The organism is Anaerotignum lactatifermentans DSM 14214 (genome assembly GCF_900142265.1).
Lineage (GTDB): Bacteria > Bacillota > Clostridia > Lachnospirales > Anaerotignaceae > Anaerotignum > Anaerotignum lactatifermentans.
In genome coordinates this window covers 1-15996 of record NZ_FRAH01000040.1, presented here as the reverse complement: position 1 = coordinate 15996, position 15996 = coordinate 1, and the positions used below count along the sequence as shown (strand labels likewise).

Genomic DNA, 15996 nt, shown 5'->3' with positions numbered 1-15996 from the left:
CATCCGTTTTTCTTGAAAATCTCCTTTGATTTCTAAAAAATATATTAGAAAATACAAAAAACGCGAAAGCTTCTGTTCTACAGAAGCTCCCGCGTTTTTTCTCAGAAAGCTATTTTCTTATACAAAATATTCAGGCAAAGATCTGCCTTCATACAATTCTTCCAGTTCTTCTTTGTGATAGATGTAGCCGGGGTCGTCGAAGTATTTTGCACCGGAAGGGCATTTCTTGATACATGCGCAGCATTTGATGCAGATGCCTGTGCAGGAGAAATCCACTTTATCAATGGAGCCCATGGGACAAACTTCTGCGCAAAGACCGCAGCCACAGCAAGCGTCGCTTGTTTTGGGTTTTACTTTACGGATATCGATGGCATTGCCATAACGATCTCTGGGTGTGAAGTAAGGACGGATGGGGTCTTCCCCTTTTACATAGGCAGGACCGTCGTATTCCCAGCCGCTGTTGATTTTTTCCACGATTTTTTCTGCAAATTCATGCATTACCTTGTAGTCTTCTTCGTCGGGTCTGCCTGCGGACAGTTTTCTGGAGAAAGAATGTTCGCTGACAAAAGCACCGCCGGCAATGGTGCGGAAGCCGTCGTCTTCCAAAATGTTCCGCAGTTCGATGAGGGCATCGTCGAAGTTACGGTTACCGAAGGATACCATAGGCACTGCATAAGCTTTGCCGCCCACAACAGTTTTCAGATAAGGCAGCAATACGTTAGGTACACGACCTGCAATAACAGGAGTGCCGAAGAACACCAGATCTGTTTCGGTGAAAGCGATTTCTTTTTTCCGTACGTCAGGCAGTGTAAAATCATATATTTCCACAGGAACGCCAAGGCTTTCTGCCACATGAGCGGATACGGTTCTCACTGCTTTTTCAGTACCGCCGGTGGGGCTGAAATACATGGCCCATACTTTTTTGATTTCCATTGTAAACAAGACTCCTTTCTCTCTCCCTGATAAATGTTTTTCTTTTATGATACTCTATCCATCTCCCTTTTTCAAGCCGCAGACAAAAAAACAACATTGTCTGACCATCTTTCTTTTTCACGCAAAAAACCGGAAATATCCGACCATCATCGAACATTTCCGGTTTTTATCAGTCTTGGAATGTTTCCATATTCTCCCACGCTTCGGGAATTTTTTCCACTTCTTGTGCCGCAATCATTTCTGACAAACGGCTTTCCACATAAGCGGACTGTACCTGCTGGCGGTAAGCATCTTCTGCCAGCTGTTTCACCTGTTCATCTGTAGGCGGGGTGATGGATTCCACTTTCAGTATGAAATAACTGCCCCGCACCTCAATGGGGTCTGTAATCTCACCTAATGTGAGATTTTCCGATAACCCAAAGGTATTGTTCAGATAATTCTGATACAGTGTCATCTGTCCATTGCCGCCGTTTTCCTTGGCGGAAGTATCTGTGTCATAGGTTTCGAAGAGCGCAGCAAAATCCTCTCCGGCTTTTGCCTTTTCGCTGACTTCTTTCGCCGTTGCCTCATCATTCACCATGATGGTATCAATGGTGATTTGGGTATATTCCTCCCGCAAAGCGTCGGCGTTTTCCTGATAATACTGTTCCATTTCATCGGCATTGACTTCGCATTCCTTTGCCAATGTGTCATAGACCACAGAATACAGATAAGATTCCTCCATGAGGGTTTCCATCTGTTCTTGATCCACGCCCATTTTTGCCAGTTCTTCCTCTGTCAGCTGGCTGAGGAATTCCTCTGCCATGGTATGGGCTTCTGTTTTCTGGTCTTCTGTCAGAGAAATGTTGTTTTCCTCCGCATACTGTTCTGCGGCAACCACACTCTGTATGGTGCTGAATGCCCGCTCCTGCACCAGCTCCGCTCCGGTCATGCCGTCAAAATCCATGTCCCAGACATCACTGCCTGCGGCGGAAACAAAGCTTTGGGTGCTGGTATAAAGATATACCATATATTCGGACTTCATGACTTCTCTGCCATCTATGCGCGCTATGACTTCATCGGAAAAAGAACTGCCGCAGCCTGTAAGCCACAAAAGCCCAGTCAGCAGCAGGCACAATGCCCCTTTCGCTTTCTTTTTCATAAAAAATCACACTCTCTTTTTTCGGTTTCATGTCTTTTCATCTTCTTTTTCTGTCCAAAAAGAAGGTTAGCTTTTATTATACACATTTTTTTCCGAAAAAACTATGCTTTGAGCCCTTGTAATAAACTTTTAATATAGGGCACGCCTTTGTTTTCCTCGCCCTTTTTCAGTCTGACAGTTACATAAGGCATGGCGCCAGCCGTAAAGAGATATCGTCCACGGCTTTCCGCAATGCACTTTGTGAGCTTTTCCGGGTCCAAAGGCGCATCTGGACGGAATTCCACCAGAATGTTGCTGCCCTTCTGGTTGATGGCTGTAATACCCAGCCGATGGGCTTCCGCTTTCAGCAGCACCATTTCCAGCAGGTTCTGGACACTCTTAGGCAGGTCACCATAACGGTCTTCCAGTTCTTCCTGCATGTCGTAATATTCTTCCATGGTCTGGACAGCGGCGATTTTCTTATACAAGTCCATGCGCTGTTCCTGATTTTTGATATAGAAATCAGGCAGATAAGCATTGATATTCAAATCCACTGTGGTTTCAAATGTTTCTGCCACAGGTTCGCCTTTCAGGTTCTGGACTTCTTCTTCCAGCAGACGGCAGTACATATCATAACCAACAGATTCCATATGTCCATGCTGTTCCGCACCCAAAAGGTTTCCGGCACCACGGATTTCCAGGTCACGCATGGCAACTTTGAAACCGGAGCCAAACTCCGTAAATTCCCGAATGGTCTGAAGGCGTTTTTCCGCCGCTTCTTTCAGCATCTTATCCCGTTTGTACATGAGGTAAGCATAAGCAGTGCGGTTGCTTCTGCCTACACGCCCACGAAGCTGGTACAGCTGGGACAACCCCATACGGTCGGCATCCTGAATGATGATGGTATTCACATTGGAAATATCCATGCCCGTTTCGATGATGGTGGTACATACCAGCACATCAATTTCGCCGCTGATGAAGTCCTGCATGATGTTTTCCAGTTCCCGTTCTGACATCTGCCCATGGGCAAAGGCAACATTGGCTTCCGGCGCCAGATTCTGCACACGGAAGGCTTCTTCCCCAATGGTTTCCACCCGATTGTAAAGATAAAATACCTGACCGCCACGGCTCAATTCCCGGTGGATGGCTTCTCGGATAAATTCCGGGTTATTTTCCATGACATAAGTCTGGATGGGACGGCGTTCCTGAGGGGGTTCCTCCAGAATACTCATATCACGGATGCCTGCCAAAGACATGTGCAGTGTTCTGGGAATAGGTGTCGCTGTCAATGTGAGCACATCCACATTTTCCCGCAGACGTTTCAGTTTTTCCTTATGTGCCACCCCAAAACGCTGTTCCTCGTCCACAATGACCAGACCCAAATCCTTAAACTTCACGTCTTTAGACAGGATGCGATGGGTACCGATGACAATATCGGAAAAGCCTTTTTCCAATCCGTTCAGACTTTCTTTCTGCTGTTTTGGCGTGCGGAAACGGGACAGCAGTTCGATTTTCACAGGATAGCCGGACATACGCTGTACAAAGGTATTGTAATGCTGCTGTGCCAGAATGGTGGTAGGCACCAGATATGCCACCTGTTTTCCATCCTGCACGGCTTTGAAAGCGGCACGGATGGCAACTTCCGTTTTGCCATAGCCAACGTCGCCGCAGACCAGTCTATCCATGACTTTGCCGCTTTCCATATCTTTTTTCACATCTTCGATGGCGTTCAGCTGGTCATCTGTTTCATCAAAGGGGAAGGCTTCTTCAAATTCCCTCTGCCACAGAGTATCTGCCCCATACACATGGCCTTTTGCCGCCGCACGTTTGGCATAGAGGGCAACCAAGTCCTCCGCCAGTATCTTCACGGCAGTTCTGGCTTTTGCCTTTGCTTTCAGCCAATCCTGTCCCCCCAGTTTGTTCAGTCTGGGTGCGGCACCGCCGGAACCAATATATTTCTGAATCATATCCATCTGGCTGACAGGCACAAACAGATTGCCCCCATCCCGATAGGAAATTTTCATATAATCCTTCTGGACACCTTCCACGGAGATTTTCTCCAATCCCCGGAACACACCGATGCCGTGGTTATCGTGTACCACATAATCGCCGATGTGCAGGTCGGAAAAACTCTGAATGGCAACGCCGTTTTTCTTCTTTTTCTTCTTCCGTTTCTCGCCGCTCTTGCCGAAAATCTCGCTGTCGGAAAAGACAGCCAGACGGATATAGTCATACTGGAACCCTTTGGACAGAGAGCCTTTGGACACCCAAACACTGCCGGGCACCATTTCTTTTTCCAAATCATCCACATAAACAGCAGGCACATCCATTTCCGTCAATTCCGTCGCCATCCTCTGGGCACGGGTACCTGTCCCCGCCAGCACCAAAATCCGGTAATTCTGTTTTTTCAGATACTGCAATTCCTCACAGAACAGGTCTGCCCGTTTCTGGAAAGAAGGAATGGAACGTACCGCAAAATCTGCCTGTGCTTTGGGCTGGAAGTGAGGTGTCCGCTGGGAAATCCCTGCCAAAAGAATACGGTCAAAATCCTCCGCCTGCCGGAGAATATCCAGATAATCGAAAAGGAGTTTGCTCTGAGCAGGAAGCAAAAAGCCCTGTGCGATTCTGCCTTTCATACTTTCCTCATATTCCTGCCGCAGGGTGTCCATGTGTTCTGCCAGCCGCTGGGGTTCATCAAAACAAAGGATGGTGTCCTCTGGCAGATAGGAAAGGAGGCTTACCGTATCATCATAGAAGTAGTTAATGAAACTACCCACAGAAGCAAAGCTCAGTTCTGAACGAAGCAAGTCGATATTTTCCCCAATATGCTCCTTCATCCGCTCCACACCGTCCTCCACGGTGCTTTTTTCCATTTTCTTCAGTGCTTTTTTGTAATCGGCTTCCATTTTGTCTGCCGCTGCTTTTGCTGTTTCTTCATCGTAAACCAGTTCCCGCATGGGGAAAATGGTCACAGTGTTGAGTTTATCCACGGAACGCTGGCTCTGGGCATCCATGGTACGGATGCTGTCGATTTCGTCATCCCAAAACTCAATACGCACCGCATCCTCTGCTGTCAGGGGGTATACGTCCAAAATCCCCCCGCGGACAGCAAACTGTCCGGGGCTTTCCACCAGTTCCGCCCGTTCATAGCCCATGAACACCAGCTGTTTTGTTAAGTCAGTCAGTTCCCGTACTTCCCCCACGTGCAATGTCAGGAGGAACGAAGCAAATACTTCTTTTTTGGGGTATCTGTCCAGAAGTGCTTCCACAGATGCCACAATGAGGGGGCATTTCCCTTCCAGCAGTTTTTCCACCACCAGAAAACGCTGGCGGTTCATTTCCATGCTGTGAACATCGGCGCTGTAAAAGAGGATATCTTTTGCGGGATAATACATACCTGTCTTTGTGAAGAACTGCATATCCTCCAGAATCTCTTTTGCCCGGACTTCGCTGTGAGTCAGAATCACCATGGGGCGCTGCAAATGTTCCTGAACGCCATAAAGCAAATGATTTTTTTCCACGTCAATGACCCCTGTGGCAAACACAGGGGTATGTCCTTTGCGGATTTCATCCAGTAATGATTGATAGCTTTCCAGCTCCAACAGGGGCTCTGTCAGGCTTTTCATGCTTCCACCTCTTTTTTGGTTTCCTCAGGCTTTTCCTGAGGTTCTTTTTTGGGCTTAGGCGCTTTGGGACGCTGGTTCATGCGGTTCATGGCATCTGCCATACCACGGGAAAGAATCAGTTCCACCGCCTGTACCGCTTTATCCATGCCGCTTTCCATAAGGGGCATCGCGTCCTTGTCGAATTTTGCCAGCACATAATCCGCCAGATCCCATCCATTGGGTTTTTCACCGATACCCACTTTGATGCGGTAAAACACGTCTGTACCCATCTGCTGGATAATGTTGCGGATGCCATTATGGCCGCCGTGACTGCCTTTTTCTCTCAGACGAATCTGTCCGGCAGGCATGGAAGTATCATCGTAAATCACCACAAAACGATCCTGAGGTATTTTGTAGAAATTGACGATTTCACGGATGCTTTCCCCGCTGAGGTTCATAAATGTCTGGGGTTTCACCAGCAGTACCCGCTTCCCATTGATGGTGCCATCCCCAATAAGCGCCTTCTGTTTAAACTTGGTCACATCAATATGATATTTCTCCGCCAGTCGGTCAATGACACAAAAACCAACATTATGCTTGGTTTCTGCGTATTCCCGTCCGGGATTGCCCAGACCTGCGATGACGAAAAATTCCTGTCCCTTCTCCTGATTTTTAAAACGGTCAAAAAGTCCCATAGTTCCTCTCCTCTTATTTCTTTTCCACACGACACAAAGCCCTAATTTCAACGCATGTGGGGGTGAGATTAGAGCTGTTCTTACTGATTTATAACTGCGGAAAGTATACCACACTTTTGGCTTGCCGTCAAAAGGCTAAGGAGAAAAAATGCCGCTCTTTTCCACAAAAAACCGCAAAAAACGGGTAAGACCCATTTGGATCTTACCCGTCTGTCTTCCTTTTGACACGAAGGAAGTATTTTAGTCGGAATTATTTTACTTCGTTTACCAGTTCTTCGCCAGCCAGGAAAGCTTTTGCGTTGTCCAGAGTAACTTTAGCCATCTGTTCCAGAGCTTCTTCTGTCAGGAATGCCTGGTGACCGGAAATCAGAACTTTTTCGTTAGCCAGCAGTCTTGCCAGTGTAGGATCGTGTTTTTCCAGGTTGCTTCTGTCTTCGAAGAAGTATTCATGTTCAACTTCGCAAACGTCCATACCTACGCCACGAACTTTGCCGGATTCTACTGCATCAGCCAGAGCTTCGGAGTCAACCAGACCGCCACGAGCTACGTTGATGAAGATTACGCCGTCTTTCATCTTAGCGAAAGCGTCTTTGTCAACCATATGTCTTGTAGCAGGCATCAGAGGGCAATGGATGGAAATAACATCGGAACGAGCGTACAGTTCATCCAGTGTTACATATTCCAGACCCAGGTTAGGGTTGGGGAATGCATCATAAGCGATGATGTTCATGCCGAAACCTTTCAGGATGTCGATCATGCACTGACCGATTTTACCTGTACCGATGATACCAGCTGTTTTGCCGTACAGAGCGATACCTGTCAGACCAGCGATATCGAAGTTGAATTTTGTTGTTCTCTGATAGGACAGGTGGCATTTTCTGTTGATAGCCATCAGCAGAGCTGCGCCCTGTTCTGCTACAGACTGAGGAGAGTAAGCGGGTACTCTCAGAACGGGCAGACCGCATTCTTTAGCAACTGCCAGATCAACGCTGTCGAAACCTGCGCAACGCAGCAGCAGAACTTTGATACCCAGATCTTTCAGTTCACGGATAACTTCTGCGGGAACTTCGTCGTTAACGAAAGAGCATGTAGCGTCATGACCAGCTGCCAGATGAGCTGTAGCGGGTGTCAGTCTTTCGTTGAAGAATGTGATTTCATAACCGTATTTTTCAGCCATGGGAGCGAAAGAATCTTTCCAGTAGGATTTTGTGTCAAAAAATGCGATTTTCATTTCTAAATTCCTCCTAAAATTTTGATGTAATAGTAGAAAATGGATAGCAAACAGGATGTATGAAACCCTTTGGATATCAATATTTGCCACACCTGTTTGTCTTGTTTTTAACAATATAATCTATTTTACTTATTTTGTCAACCGACTTTCCGAAAAATTGTAAGTTTTGCCAATAGCTTTTTCTTTGTGTATACAAAAAAACATATAGTTTCCATCAGACCCTTTTTCCGTTTTTTGGACATAATTCCCCGCTGATATTTTCGGCTCAAAAAGACCTGCTTTTTTTGCGAAAAAACAGAACTTTTCCGTTGTTTTTCTACCACTTTTTTCCACAGTTGGTTTTTTGAAAAATCTTTCTTTTTCAACTTTTTTTACACAAAAAAACCACCTTTGCGGTCAAACCGCAAAGGTGGTTTTGTGGGTTCAATTTACAGATTTTGACAAAAAACTGTTTTTTAGTCGAACAGCTGAGAAATGGAAACGCCTTCGTGGATGCATTTGATAGCGTTTGCAAACAGATCGTCAACAGATACGGAAGTGATCTTGTCAATCTTCTTGTCTTCAGGCAGTTCGATGGTATCCAGAACCAGCAGTTCTGTGATAGCGGAATCCTGGATTCTATGGATAGCAGGACCGCTCAGTACAGCATGTGTACAGCAAGCGTCTACTTCTACAGCGCCTCTTTCTTTCAGAGCGTTTGCTGCGTTTGTGATTGTACCTGCTGTATCGATCATGTCGTCAACCAGGATAACTTTTTTGCCTTTGACATCACCGATGATGTTCATGATTTCGCTGACATTTGCTTTGGGTCTGCGTTTGTCGATGATAGCCAGAGGAATGTTCAGTCTTTCTGCGAATGTTCTTGTTCTTGTTACGCTGCCCAGGTCGGGAGAAACTGCAACAAAGTTTTTCAGATCATCGCCATATTTATTGATGTAGAAATTTGTCAGCAGTGGGCTGCCTACCAGGTTATCTACAGGAATATCGAAGAAGCCCTGAATCTGTGCACAATGCAGGTCCATTGTCAGCACACGGTTTGCGCCAGCGCTTGTCAGGATGTTTGCAACCAGTTTTGCACTGATGGGATCTCTTGCTCTTGCTTTTCTATCCTGTCTAGCGTAGCCGTAATAAGGCATAACAGCTGTGATTCTGCCTGCGGATGCACGTTTCATAGCATCGATCATGATCAGCAGTTCCATCAGGTTGTCGTTTACAGGATAAGAAGTGGACTGGATGATGAATACGTCAGCGCCACGGATGGTTTCGTTGATTTTAACGGAAATTTCGCCGTCGCTGAATTTTTCCACTTCTGCGTCGCCCAACTTCAGACCCAGCTTCTTAGCGATGGATTCTGCCAGATCACGGTTGGAATTACAGGCAAATACTTTGATATTACTGCCGGTTGAATAAATCATGTTTGGTATCCCCCTACTTTTACTCTTGAACGTTTTTCTCGCCTTTGCAATAGCATACGTCGCTATATTATAATGTTACACCTATCTTCTGCCAATTTCAACACAAATCGACAGATTTTATGATTTCTTTTGCACCCGTTTTGCCTTCCATCCCTTGATGATGGTCTGTCTTGCTCTGGCAACTGCCAGAACGTCTTCAGGCACATCTCTGGTGATGGTGGAGCCTGCGGCAATGTAAGAATCTTTTTCGATGGTAACAGGTGCCACCAGGTTTACATTGCAGCCAACGAATACATGGTCGTGAATGGTGGTTCTATGTTTCTTTTCCCCATCGTAGTTGACCATGATGCTGCCGCAGCCGAAGTTGATTTTTTCGCCTGCGTCTGTATCGCCCACATAGGACAGGTGTGGAATCTTGGTGCCATTGCCGATATTGGAATTTTTCACTTCTACGAAGTCTCCCACTTTTACATTGTTGCCAATGTGGCAGTTGGGACGGATATATGCAAAAGGTCCAACGGTTGTGCCGCTGCCGATGGAAGATTCCAGCCCTGTGGAAGTCTGGAATTTCACGCCGTCTGCCAGCTGCATGTCTGTCAGACGGGAATTGGGACCGATTTCACAGTCTTCACCAATGATGGTTTTGCCTTCGATGACACAGCCGGGCAGAATCACAGTATCTCTGCCAATCTGTACATCGCTGCCAATATATGTCTGTTCAGGATCAACGATGGTAACACCGTTTTCCATATGTTTGCGGTTGATGCGGCGTTTCAGGATGGCAGCCGCTTCTGCCAGCTGCACACGGGAGTTTACGCCGAAAAATTCGCTTTCGTCTGCTGCTGTGTATGCGCCAACGTTTTTGCCGTCGCCCAGCAGGATTTCCAGACAGTCGGGCAGATAATATTCTCCCTGGGCGTTGTTGTTATTCAGTCTGCCCAAAGCGTTTTTCAGGTCTGCCCCGCGGAATACATAAATGCCTGTATTGATTTCTTTGACTGCGCGTTCCGCTTCGGAAGCGTCCTTGTGTTCTACGCTCTTTACAAAATTGCCTGCTTCATCACGAATGATACGACCATATCCTGTGGGATCGTCTACCATTGCAGATACAACAGTTACAGCATTTTCTTTTGCACGATGCTCCTCAATAACACCTTTCAGTGTTTCCCCTGTGATCAGCGGTGTATCCCCGTACAGAATCAGCATATCCTTATCGTCTTCGATGAAATCGCCAGCCATTTTCACCGCATGGCCAGTGCCTTTGCGTTCTGTCTGAAGGGCAAAAGACACATCTTCCCGCTGGATGGCTGCCTGCACCTGTTCTGCCAGATGACCAACCACAACGCATACGGCTTCCGCGCCGCTGTCTTTTGCTGTGTCAATGACATACTCCACCATAGATTTGTTCATGATTTCATGGAGTACTTTTGGTTTCTTGGATTTCATACGGGTACCTTCGCCCGCTGCCAAAATGATTGCTTTCAGATTTTCCATAATCTTCTCCTCTCGCAACATGTCCCATTTTCGCATCTTCTATAAATTCCCATTGAAAAAGGGGGTAATCCCCCTTTTTATTACTATGTATCATTTTCTCATTTTTCGCCACAAAAAGCAATATACCTTTTTCACAAAAAACGTATACAAAATACATTTGTATCTCTGTGAAGGGGCACTTTGTGGTTTTTCCGAAAAAAACGGCAGCCGCCCCCAGCCTGTGCCGGAATTTTATCCGCGCACTTCTGAAAGCGACCGCCTTTTTTATTTTATGTCAGGATTACAGTTTCGTTCCTTTTTTCAGAATGATAGGTTCTTCAGAAGATTTACCGATGACTTGCTGACCTTCGGAAATAGAAACTTCTTTATCCAAGATGGCATTTTCTACGACACAGTTTTTGCCGATGCGAACGCCTTCCATCAAAATGGAATTGCGTACCACTGCGCCTTCGTCGATATAAACCTTACGGAATACCACGCAGTGTTCCACGGTGCCATTGAAAATAGCGCCGCTGCCGACGATACTGTCTGTAACGTCTGCCCCTGCGTTATATTTTGCAGGAGGTTCATCCTTGGGTTTTGTTTCAATATAAGGATACTGATTTACGAAAACATCACGCACTTCTTTTTTCAGGAAGTCCATGTTGGTTTCGAAGTAACCATGGATGCCTGTACCAATGCTGCTCCAGTAGCCTTTGAATTCATAACCAAAGATGTTCAGTTTCTTGCTGTAAGGAATGATGATGTCTTTTACCAGACCGTAGCCACCCTGAGGCACCACTTCCTGCAGCAGATCAATCAGCAGTTTTCTGGAGATCACATAAATACCCAGAGATGCGGATGTGGTCTGTGCCTGTTCGGGTTTTTCTTCAAAGCCCAGCAGACGTTTGTTTTCATCCATCTGCATGATACCGAAATGGGTCAGGTCTTTGCCTTCCATATTCTGATAAACCACAGTGATGTCTGCACCTTTATCGATATGATACTGCAGAACATCACGATAATCCATTTTGTATACAGAATCGCTGGAAGCGATGATGACATATTCTTCGTTGCTGCGGTGCAGATATGTCATATTCTGATAAATGGAGTCCGCTGTGCCGCGGAACCAGTCATTGCCTGTGCTGCTGGTATAGGGTGTGAATACGAACAAGCCCCCCTGTTTTCTGCCGAAATCCCACCATTTGGAAGATGTCAGGTGGTCACGGAGAGAACGGGAGTTGTACTGTGTCAGTACAGCTACTTTCCCGATACCGCTGTTAGACATGTTGCTCAGTGTAAAGTCGATGGCACGATAGCAGCTGCCGATGGGCAGAGCCGCAGAAGCACGCTGTTCTGTCAGCACACCCAGACGACCGTCGTTGTTACCGCCTGCCAGAATAATCCCAATTGCTTTCATTTAAATCCCCTCCCGAATCACAGATTTGCCGCTTTCCAGGGTACCGTCAGGATAATCCTCCGCTACGGTATTGCCGTAAAGCACGCAGTTTTTCCCAATGACAACACCTTCCGGTACGCTGGTGTTTGCGCCCAGAACGGTAATACCTGTGTTGTAGATATTGGGTTTTGTTTCGTTGGGGATGTTTTCGCCCACACCCATATGTACGTTCTTTGCAACCTTGCAGTTTTCGTCAATGATGCAGCGGTCGATGACACAGCCCTCTTCAATGACTGTGCCGCCCATGATGATGGAATATTTAACCACAGCGCCGGCTTTGACAACTACTTCAGGTCCCAGAACGGAATGGTTTACTTCACCATAAATTTCACTGCCGTCAGAAACCAGAGATTCTTTTACCTTCGCGCCAGGTGCCGTATACTGCGGCGGCTGATGGTCACTGTTGGTATAGATCTTCCAGAAATCTTCATACAGGTTAAATTCAGGCAGAGCTTTGATCAATTCCATATTGGATTCCCAATAGGATTCGATGGTACCTACATCCTTCCAGTATCCACGGAAGCGATAAGCGTAGAGGGTCTGACCTTCTTCCAGCATTTTGGGAATGATGTGTTTCCCGAAATCGCTGTCGGCATGGATGGCATTGTCCTCAATGAGCGCTTCACGCAGTCTGCTCCATGTGAAGATATAAATCCCCATGGAAGCCAGATTGCTCTTTGGATTTTTGGGTTTTTCTTCGAATTCATAGATCTTGTCGTCGTCTTCTGTGTTCATGATACCAAAGCGGCTTGCTTCTTCCATGGGCACTTCCAGAACGGCAATGGTTGCTGCCGCGCCTTTTTCCTTATGGAAGCGCAGCATCTGGGAATAGTCCATTTTATAAATGTGGTCCCCAGAAAGGATGAGTACGTATTCCGGATTGTTGCTGTCGATGAAATCGATATTCTGATAGATAGCATTGGCAGTCCCCATGAACCATTCCCCGGAATCTCCGCCTTTGACATGAGGCGCCAGAATGGTTACACCGCCGTTTTTCTTGTCCAGATCCCAGGGAATACCGATGCCGATGTGCTGATTCAGACGCAGCGGCTGATACTGGGTCAAAACGCCCACGGTATCCACGCCGGAATTGATACAGTTACTGAGTGGAAAGTCGATGATACGGAATCTGCCGCCGTAAGTAACAGCAGGTTTCGCAACTTTCCGTGTGAGAATCCCCAGGCGGCTGCCTTGTCCGCCCGCTAAAAGCATTGCGATCATCTCTTTTTTACGCATATTACCAACCCCTTGCTTATTATGTACATCCTTGTACACATGTATATACAAGGATACAAGCCCATTATAACATAGTATCTGTCCAAAAGAAACACACACAATATATGAATTTTCATGATTTTTCGCTAAAAAAAAATGAACATTTATGCTATTGCAATTTCAAAAGGTTGTAAAATTTATAATATTTACAAAAAAAACTGTATAAAATATAGAAAAGCAAACCAAAAGAATTGCCATTCCTTCGCTGGTATACTATAATGGAATCCAATATAAATTCGAAATTCTGTGTAATTTGACAAATCCATAAAATTCGATAGAGGCGGTTGATTATGACACAAACAAAAGAACATATTTATTTTATCGGCATCGGCGGCATCAGCATGTCCGGTCTGGCGGAAATTCTTGCCAGCCGCGGTCATCAGGTATCTGGCACCGATGTAAAGGAAACAGCTGTCACCAAACATCTGCAGAGCCTGGGCATCCACATCAATTTCGGACATCGTGCGGAAAACATCACCGATGACATCACACTGGTGGTATACACCGCAGCCATCCATGATGACAATCCGGAACTTCGGGCAGCCCACGAAAAAGGCATCCGAATCATGGATCGCGCCCATCTGCTGGGGCAGATCATGGACGAATATCATGATTCCGTAGCCGTATCCGGCACCCATGGCAAAACCACAACCACATCCATGGTTTCCGAAATCCTGCTGGCAGCAGAAAAAGACCCTACCATCACCGTAGGCGGCATCCTGCCCACCATCGGCAGCAATCTGCGCATCGGCAATTCCCCTTATTTTGTGGCGGAAGCCTGCGAATACTTTGACAGCTTTTTGCAGTTCAATCCTTTCATTGCCATTATCCTGAACGTAGAAAGCGACCATTTGGATTATTTCAAAACACTGGAAAACATCCGCCGTTCTTTCCACGCCTTCGCCCAGCGAGTACCTGACAAGGGTCTGCTGGCGATTTCCGAAAAGATCGACAATGTGGAAGAACTGACAGACGGCTTGACCTGTCATGTGGAAACATTTGGTCTGAGCGAAAAAGCAAACTGGCGTGCAGAAAACATCGTTCACGAAGCTGACGGCAGAAACAGCTTTGACGTATACCACAACGGCGCATTTTTCACTACCATACATCTGCATATTCCCGGGGAACACAACATCACCAACGCACTGGCTGCCATTGGCGCATCCGCTTTCCTTGGGGCAGCGCCTGAGGACTGCGTGAAAGGTCTGCACCACTACACCGGTACAGAGCGCCGTTTCCAGCTGAAGGGGAAAAAAGACGGCATCACTGTCATCGACGACTATGCCCATCATCCCACAGAAATCAAAGCAGCTCTTGCGGCAGCACAGAATGTGCAGCACAACACCACATGGTGTGTGTTCCAGCCTCATACTTTCTCCCGTACCCGTTTCCTCTTTGATGAATTTGGGGAAGCTTTCGGCGACGCGGATGAAATCATCATTGCGGACATTTTCGCTGCCAGAGAAACAGACGACGGCACTGTCAGTGCAGCACAGCTGGCAGACCGCATTGCCCAGACTGGCAAATCTGCCCGTTATGTAGGCGATTTCGCAGCCATCGAAGCATATCTCCGGGAACACTGCAAGAGCGGTGACCTGCTCATGACCGTAGGCGCAGGGGATGTATACAAAATCGGGGAAAACTTCCTGAAATAAGTTTGACATCATAAGAAAATAAAGAAAGCTGAAATCTTTGCCATATAAAAGATTTCAGCTTTTTTGTTTCACAAAATTTTGATTGGGTCTGTTTTCTTGCAGAGAAACTGTGCGACCGAAATCCTAAAATCAAAAGGATTCCAGATATTCTATTTTTTATTCTATTTTTGATGTGGATTGTTTTCCACAAAATCAGGCAGTATCTCGGAAAACAGCTGCCTTTCCACAGGAATCCGGCAGTAAAATCAGACAAAACGTACCTTATTTCTACTCTCATGAAAAAGTTATCCACATTTCCACATTTTATACTGTGGAAAACACAATTTTTTATGTGGATAATATCCACTGTGTTGTTTATAACTCTGTGGAAATCTGGGGAGGAAACTTCTCCTTTGCTGGCGGAGAAAGGACTTCTATCATGATACCTGCCCCCAGACGAAACCCCTTGATGAAACTTTCTGCCTGTTCTAAGGGAAACAACGCTAACTGCTCATCCATGACTTCCTCCAGTTCTTTCCGCTGTTCCTCCGTCAGAGTACGCCGCAGAGATTCATAATGACGCAGATGCTCCTGCCGCTTGGCACGACAGTCTGTTAATGTGGTGGCAAACTGCTCCCATGGGGCAATTTCCCCGTCATAGAGTTGATGTAAAATGGATTTCATGATATTCCCTCCCTATGCAGAATTTTCTAAATCCATTTTATCAATATGCATTCTCTTTGTATATCACAAGTTTTATATTACATTTTATAACATATTTTTGATTATAAATTCAAATGACCAATAACCTCATTTTTTCCAAAATCAAAACCACCCGTTGAACGGGTGGTTTGATCAGACCCTATAAGGGTCTATCTCTTGTGGTAGCCCCCTAAAGGGGGCATTGAATAGTCTGGCAACCACACTTTTAACTCTGGCTGCCCCCTACTCGGGAGCACTTTTTATGCCTTATTTCACCGGCTCACCCGTGAACGGGTCTGTAAATTCCTTTAAACTTATTTGATCATTCATAATATCATCTTCCAGCTGATTTTTGATGTATTCTTTTATTGCCGTTTCATATCTGCCTACTGTATCTACAAAATATCCTCTACACCAAAAATGTCGATTTCCATACTTGTACTTTAAGTTTGCG

Annotated in this window: 12 protein-coding genes; 1 reads left to right on the top strand and 11 read right to left on the bottom strand. The window is 46.1% G+C overall.

Annotation, left to right across the window (positions count from 1 at the left end; genetic code table 11):
* Positions 1-117 precede the first annotated feature (117 nt).
* From BUB35_RS11110 to BUB35_RS11065, 9 genes are all read right to left on the bottom strand, one after another.
* Positions 118-933, bottom strand: coding sequence for an EFR1 family ferrodoxin (locus tag BUB35_RS11110; protein WP_072851760.1), 816 nt, complete (start codon positions 931-933; stop codon positions 118-120).
* A gap of 169 nt (positions 934-1102) precedes the next feature.
* The gene (locus BUB35_RS11105) at positions 1103-2074 is read right to left on the bottom strand and encodes a peptidyl-prolyl cis-trans isomerase (RefSeq protein WP_072851758.1); all 972 of its coding nucleotides are present in this window, start codon (positions 2072-2074) and stop codon (positions 1103-1105) included.
* Between the two features lie 101 nt (positions 2075-2175).
* Positions 2176-5679 (bottom strand): transcription-repair coupling factor, encoded by a 3504-nt coding sequence (gene mfd, locus BUB35_RS11100; protein ID WP_072851757.1) that lies wholly within the window; start codon positions 5677-5679, stop codon positions 2176-2178.
* Positions 5676-6353, bottom strand: coding sequence for an aminoacyl-tRNA hydrolase (gene pth / locus BUB35_RS11095; protein WP_072851755.1), 678 nt, complete (start codon positions 6351-6353; stop codon positions 5676-5678). The genes mfd and pth overlap by 4 nt, the downstream gene beginning before the upstream one ends.
* 250 nt (positions 6354-6603) lie before the next feature.
* A complete protein-coding gene (locus BUB35_RS11090; protein ID WP_072851754.1) occupies positions 6604-7584 on the bottom strand; it encodes a 2-hydroxyacid dehydrogenase in 981 nt (326 codons plus the stop codon).
* A gap of 455 nt (positions 7585-8039) precedes the next feature.
* Positions 8040-8999, bottom strand: a complete 960-nt coding sequence (locus BUB35_RS11080; RefSeq protein WP_191343569.1) for a ribose-phosphate diphosphokinase — start codon at positions 8997-8999, stop codon at positions 8040-8042.
* Between the two features lie 117 nt (positions 9000-9116).
* Positions 9117-10493 (bottom strand): bifunctional UDP-N-acetylglucosamine diphosphorylase/glucosamine-1-phosphate N-acetyltransferase GlmU, encoded by a 1377-nt coding sequence (gene glmU / locus BUB35_RS11075; protein WP_072851750.1) that lies wholly within the window; start codon positions 10491-10493, stop codon positions 9117-9119.
* Positions 10494-10773: 280 nt separating this feature from the next.
* Entirely contained in the window at positions 10774-11892 is a 1119-nt protein-coding gene (gene glgD, locus BUB35_RS11070; protein ID WP_072851748.1) for a glucose-1-phosphate adenylyltransferase subunit GlgD, read from the bottom strand.
* Positions 11893-13167 (bottom strand): glucose-1-phosphate adenylyltransferase, encoded by a 1275-nt coding sequence (locus tag BUB35_RS11065; protein ID WP_072851746.1) that lies wholly within the window; start codon positions 13165-13167, stop codon positions 11893-11895.
* A 329-nt stretch (positions 13168-13496) separates the two neighbouring features.
* Between BUB35_RS11065 and murC the strand changes: the two genes are divergently transcribed.
* Complete coding sequence (murC, locus tag BUB35_RS11060) at positions 13497-14861, top strand: UDP-N-acetylmuramate--L-alanine ligase (RefSeq protein WP_072851744.1); 1365 nt, start codon at positions 13497-13499, stop codon at positions 14859-14861.
* 354 nt (positions 14862-15215) lie between these two features.
* On the opposite strand, the gene BUB35_RS11055 is transcribed toward murC, so the two are convergent.
* The gene (locus tag BUB35_RS11055) at positions 15216-15524 is read right to left on the bottom strand and encodes a DUF6809 family protein (RefSeq protein ID WP_072851742.1); all 309 of its coding nucleotides are present in this window, start codon (positions 15522-15524) and stop codon (positions 15216-15218) included.
* A gap of 285 nt (positions 15525-15809) precedes the next feature.
* A partial coding sequence (locus BUB35_RS11050; RefSeq protein ID WP_200777599.1) for a transposase occupies positions 15810-15996 on the bottom strand: 187 nt, incomplete at its 5' end.